The 201-nt window shown below is 54.2% G+C and carries 1 protein-coding gene; it reads right to left on the bottom strand.

Annotated features, from left to right (window positions below):
• A partial coding sequence (locus ACO0KW_RS20565; RefSeq protein ID WP_423055203.1) for a Calx-beta domain-containing protein occupies positions 1–201 on the bottom strand: 201 nt, incomplete at both ends.

Here is a 201-nt window from a genome sequence, read left to right as displayed (position 1 = left end):
CGCTATCGTTGGCGATATTGACCGTGATCGTTTGCGTCGTCACACCAGGATTGAACGTCAAGGTACCACTCGTTGCTGTGTAATCGCTACCCGCTGTTGCTGTACCGTTGCTGGTGTTGTAACCAACAGAAACCGTTTGGCCCGATGCTGCCGACAAAGTGACCGTGAAGGTCGCTGTGCCAGCCGCTTCGTTGACGATCA

Source organism: Undibacterium sp. Ji22W (genome assembly GCF_049340305.1).
Taxonomy (GTDB): domain Bacteria; phylum Pseudomonadota; class Gammaproteobacteria; order Burkholderiales; family Burkholderiaceae_D; genus Undibacterium.
Note: the sequence above shows the minus strand (reverse complement) of the source record. Positions and strands in the feature narration are given on the sequence as shown.